The 4,512-nt window shown below is 42.0% G+C and carries 3 protein-coding genes; 1 reads left to right on the top strand and 2 read right to left on the bottom strand.

Annotated features, from left to right (window positions below):
* Positions 1-317: 317 nt before the first annotated feature.
* Entirely contained in the window at positions 318-2,213 is a 1,896-nt protein-coding gene (locus tag Q1V93_RS18735) for a cellulose synthase family protein (RefSeq protein ID WP_367183839.1), read from the bottom strand.
* A 242-nt stretch (positions 2,214-2,455) separates the two neighbouring features.
* Between Q1V93_RS18735 and Q1V93_RS18730 the strand changes: the two genes are divergently transcribed.
* Entirely contained in the window at positions 2,456-3,682 is a 1,227-nt protein-coding gene (locus Q1V93_RS18730; RefSeq protein ID WP_300666901.1) for a hypothetical protein, read from the top strand.
* Here Q1V93_RS18730 and kbl read toward each other — a convergent pair.
* Positions 3,645-4,512: glycine C-acetyltransferase (gene kbl, locus Q1V93_RS18725; protein ID WP_300666900.1), on the bottom strand; the 868-nt coding region annotated here is incomplete at its 5' end. The two genes, Q1V93_RS18730 and kbl, sit on opposite strands and share 38 nt — an antisense overlap.

Here is a 4,512-nt window from a genome sequence, read left to right as displayed (position 1 = left end):
TATAGCATAGATATAGCATAGATATAGCATAGATATAGCATAGATATAGCGATGATTGTACCTAATTATAACATTAGAAGGAATTATTTTACACCACTATTGCCTAACTCACTATTCCCTTCTTGCTAATTGCTCACACATGCCTAATTCTTCTAATAAGGACAACAAAAAAGGCCTCCTGATTAAAGAGACCTTTTTGAATGTTTTATATGAAGTTTAAAACTCGTACGAACGGCTTTTGATAATTAAACCTTTCAAGCAGTTTTAATAGATTCGGAAAATAATCTAAGAAACCACCAGCGATAGGACAACTTTAATTAAGCACCTCTTCTTAATTCTTTCAAGGAGCTGAAGAACACAATTCCGTATCCGATAGTTAACATCAGGTGGAAAGGAACCATTCCCAAATCGCCGTAAATAGATCTGTTTACGACCGTAAATCCGAAAACGCACATCAGGATTCCTTCACCGATTGTAATCAGGGAAATGCTCTTTTTGTCGTATTTGTTTCCTTTGAATTCAGCCTTTTTATTCACGTTGAATTTCGGAGTTCTTACAAAGGAGCTTTTGATCCCCATAAATCCTTCCAGAACGGCAATCGTATTCGCCAGTGAGAGTCCTAAGGAAACCGTCAGGAATAAGAAGAATCGTCCTGTAAAGCGGATAAATGAAGTGAATTTATTGTCCGTTTTATCGCGGTACGCCAGCCAGTAATAATACATCAGGAAAACCGTGCTTAAAATGAAGATAGAACCGTATTGGATCACATAATTCAGATCAGAGAAACTATCCTTAATCTGAAGAACCACCAAACTCAATAAAGACATGGTCAGAATGAACATGAAAACAGAGGAGTTGAACAAATGTGATAATCCGTGGATTCTGTCAGTCAAACGTACGTTTTTATAAGTCAGAATAGTTTTCCACATCTTCACGAAACACTCTGCCCCACCTTTCATCCAGCGGTGCTGTTGTGCTTTCAATGCCGACATGGTAATCGGTAATTCAGCCGGAGCAACGACATCTTCCAGGTATTTGAACTTCCAGCCTCTTAATTGCGCACGGTAACTCAAATCCAAATCTTCGGTCAATGTATCGTGTTCCCAACCGCCGGCACTTTCGATGCATTTTTTGCGCCAAATACCACCGGTACCGTTGAAGTTGATGAAATGTCCTGCAGCGTTACGACCACCTTGTTCTGCCGCGAAATGTCCGTTCAGACCGAAAGCCTGTAATTCAGTTAATAAAGAATAGGATTTGTTCAAGTGTCCCCAGCGGGTTTGAACTACTCCGATATTGTCGTCTGTTTCGAAATAAGGCATGGTTTTTTGCAGCCAGTCTTTTTCCGGAACGAAATCCGCATCAAAAATAGCGATGAATTCACCTTTTACCTTGTTCATTGCCGAATCCAAAGCGCCGGCTTTATATCCTGTTCTGTCCGTACGGTGAATGTGCTCGATCTGGATTCCTCTTGCAGCAACTTCAGCTACTTTTTTAGCAATCAGATCCTTGGTTTCATCCGTTGAATCATCCAATACCTGGATATCGAATTTATCCCTCGGGTAATCAAAATTTGCAGCTGCTTCAATGATTCGGTCCGCAACATACATCTCGTTGTACATCGGTAACTGAACCGTCACGGTTCGTGCTGTTTCCGGATTGTAAACCGGTTTTACTTCCAGTGCTTTGCGCTTGCGGCTTCTTGCATAGGCAATAGACAATGAAAGCTGCAACAAAGAATAGATAAATACTAAAACCAAACAAGCTCCGTAAATAACCAATACCGCTTTAGCTGTAAAGTGAGACCAGTAATTTTCTTTTCCGTTCCAGGTTCCCCAGTCAAACATCCAGGTAACTTTCGTGGACGTTTTGAACGGATTTTTCTTATCCATTTGGTACTCGCTCGTATGATCCGAGTCGATCTTAATTAAAAAGTTTTCCTGCTTGTATTTTTTATCCGCAACAGACAAGTTGAAAAGAGATGTATCGATCTGTGTATTCAACTCAACATCCTTGAATAAAAACTTTCCGTTTTCATCCGTAATGGCTTGATAAGTCTTACCTGTTTCCTTGTTGATCAATTGCACCGGAACATCTTCGGAAGGCCCCTTTGTCCTGTAGTCCTGATAGTAACCCGAGACATCGCGTTTGATCTGTCCGAATGCGGAAAATGTGAATGCCGCACAAAATAAAACAAGTAGTGACCTTGTCATAAATTCTCTTTGTTAATGAATCAACATCCAATGCCACCTATGCATTGGAATTTTTAGGGCACAAAGATAGTTTTTATTCTAACTTCCTGTGTCCAACCGGCATCAGTTTAATCATTTATCGGAAATATTCTTCTGTTGCCCTGTATTTACTAAAGATTATGATTTTATTATCTGTTGAATTATAGGTTTTTAGAATGATTCGCACCTGTATTTTTGGGGTGTAAATGATTCATTGAGTGCCCGTGAATGCCGTAATTATTCTTGCTTATTTTCTGCTCCGCTTGTTGGCTTCTGTTTTGTTGTTTTCGATCCTCCTGATCGGGATTCAATACCTGACAACAACCATTTATGATTTTGAAGAACCGGCACCATTCTCCGGCAAAAAGTGGTTGAATCCTTATCAATCGGTGGGAAAGGAACGGATCAAAGCAAATTTTCATGCCCATTCCTGCGCCTGGAAATCGCTGACATACGGAAAGAGTACGGCTGAAAGCCTGCGAAACGGGTACAAGGAAAAAGGATACGATATAGCAGCTGTTTCCAATTATTTTTCATTAGATACTACAGGAAAGCAAAACGATCCCTTGTATATTCCCGTCTATGAGCATGGATTGAATGTGTTTAAATCCCATTGCCTGGTGTTGAATCCTCAAAACATTTCGTACTGCGATTATTTCCTGTTTCAGTCCACTTCTCACCAGCAGAAAGTCATTGAACAAATCAAGGCACAAAAAGGAATTGTAGTGATTGCCCACCCGGAATTTAATCGTGGCAGAAGTCTCAACGATATGAAATACCTGCAGCATTATGACCTGGTGGAAGTGCTCAATCATTTCCGGATTTCGGATGCGCATTGGGATGCAGCTCTTTCGACCGGAAAATTGGCTTACCTGCTTGCAAATGATGATTCTCATAGCACGGATGCAGACGAAATGGGACGGGTTTGGACAGTGATTCTTTCCCCGGAAAAAACGAAGGATCAGGTGTTGAATTCCTTACTTCATGGAAAAGCATTCGGTGTTTACACGGAGTATAATGAGTGTGAAAATGATTTTGTGAGTTGCAACCTGAAAGGTGATGCTGTTTACGTGCGCTTTGCCCTTCCGGCAGATACGATTTTATTCATCGGGCAGGGTGGAAGAGTGAAGAAAAAAGTGGTGAAATCGGATCGTGCGGTTTATAAGCTAAAGCAAACAGATACTTACATCCGGGTGGTCGCCAAAAACAGCGAAAGTCGTATTTACCTGAATCCGATTGCGCGTTATGATGCAAGTGCAGGTAAAGCACTTTTGGCTTCAACGCAGCTCCCAAAAGAAAACAAGCTCCAAACATGGTTGTTCAGAGCTTGTGATCTTGGATTGCTATATTTTCCTTTGCGCGGAGTCTGGCTTTTATGGAGACCCAAAAAACGAAACCGCCGCTTCCGGAGGATTAATTTTTTAAAACGCCCAATTCTTTTCCAACCTTGATGAAAGCTGCAATTGCTTTGTCCAGGTCTTCCATGCTGTGAGCCGCGGAAATCTGTGTCCGGATGCGTGCAGCTCCTTTTGCTACAACAGGATAGAAGAATCCGATTGCATAAACGCCTTCCTGCAATAATTTATCTGCAAATTGCTGAGACAAGGAAGCATCGTACAACATGATCGGAACGATCGGGGAATCTCCCGGTTTGATGTCAAATCCTGCTGCAATGATTTTTTCTTTGAAGTATTTGGTATTGGCTTCCAACTTATCGCGAAGCTCCGTTGAACTTCCTAAAATGTCGAATACTTTGTTTGCTGCTCCAACGATAGCAGGTGCAAGCGAATTGGAGAACAAATACGGTCTTGAACGCTGACGCAACATTTCGATCACTTCTTTCTTTCCGGTTGTGTATCCACCCATTGCACCGCCAAGCGCTTTTCCTAAAGTTCCCGTGATAATATCTACGCGATCCATACAGTTGTGGTGTTCCGGAACTCCGCGGCCTGTTTTCCCGATAAATCCGGCACTGTGACATTCGTCTGTCATGACCAAAGCATCGTACTTGTCTGCCAGGTCACAAATCTCATTCATTTTTGCAATGTCGCCATCCATGGAGAAAACACCATCCGTAACGATGATCCGGTGGCGCTGAGCCTGAGCTTTTTTCAATTGCTCTTCCAAATCCGCCATGTCTGAATGCTTGTAACGGTAACGTGCAGCTTTACACAAACGGATTCCGTCGATGATAGAAGCATGGTTCAATTCATCTGAAATAATGGCATCTTCTTCTCCGAACAACGGTTCGAAAACACCTCCGTTCGCGTCAACTGCCGCA

It is taken from the genome of Fluviicola sp., assembly GCF_030151805.1.
Lineage (GTDB): Bacteria > Bacteroidota > Bacteroidia > Flavobacteriales_D > Crocinitomicaceae > Fluviicola.
Note: the sequence above shows the minus strand (reverse complement) of the source record. Positions and strands in the feature narration are given on the sequence as shown.

Coding starts and splice junctions, on each gene's coding strand:
- Q1V93_RS18735 (WP_367183839.1), bottom strand. CDS start 2,213: ATGACAAGGTCACTACTTGTTTTATTTTGTGCGGCATTCACATTTTCC.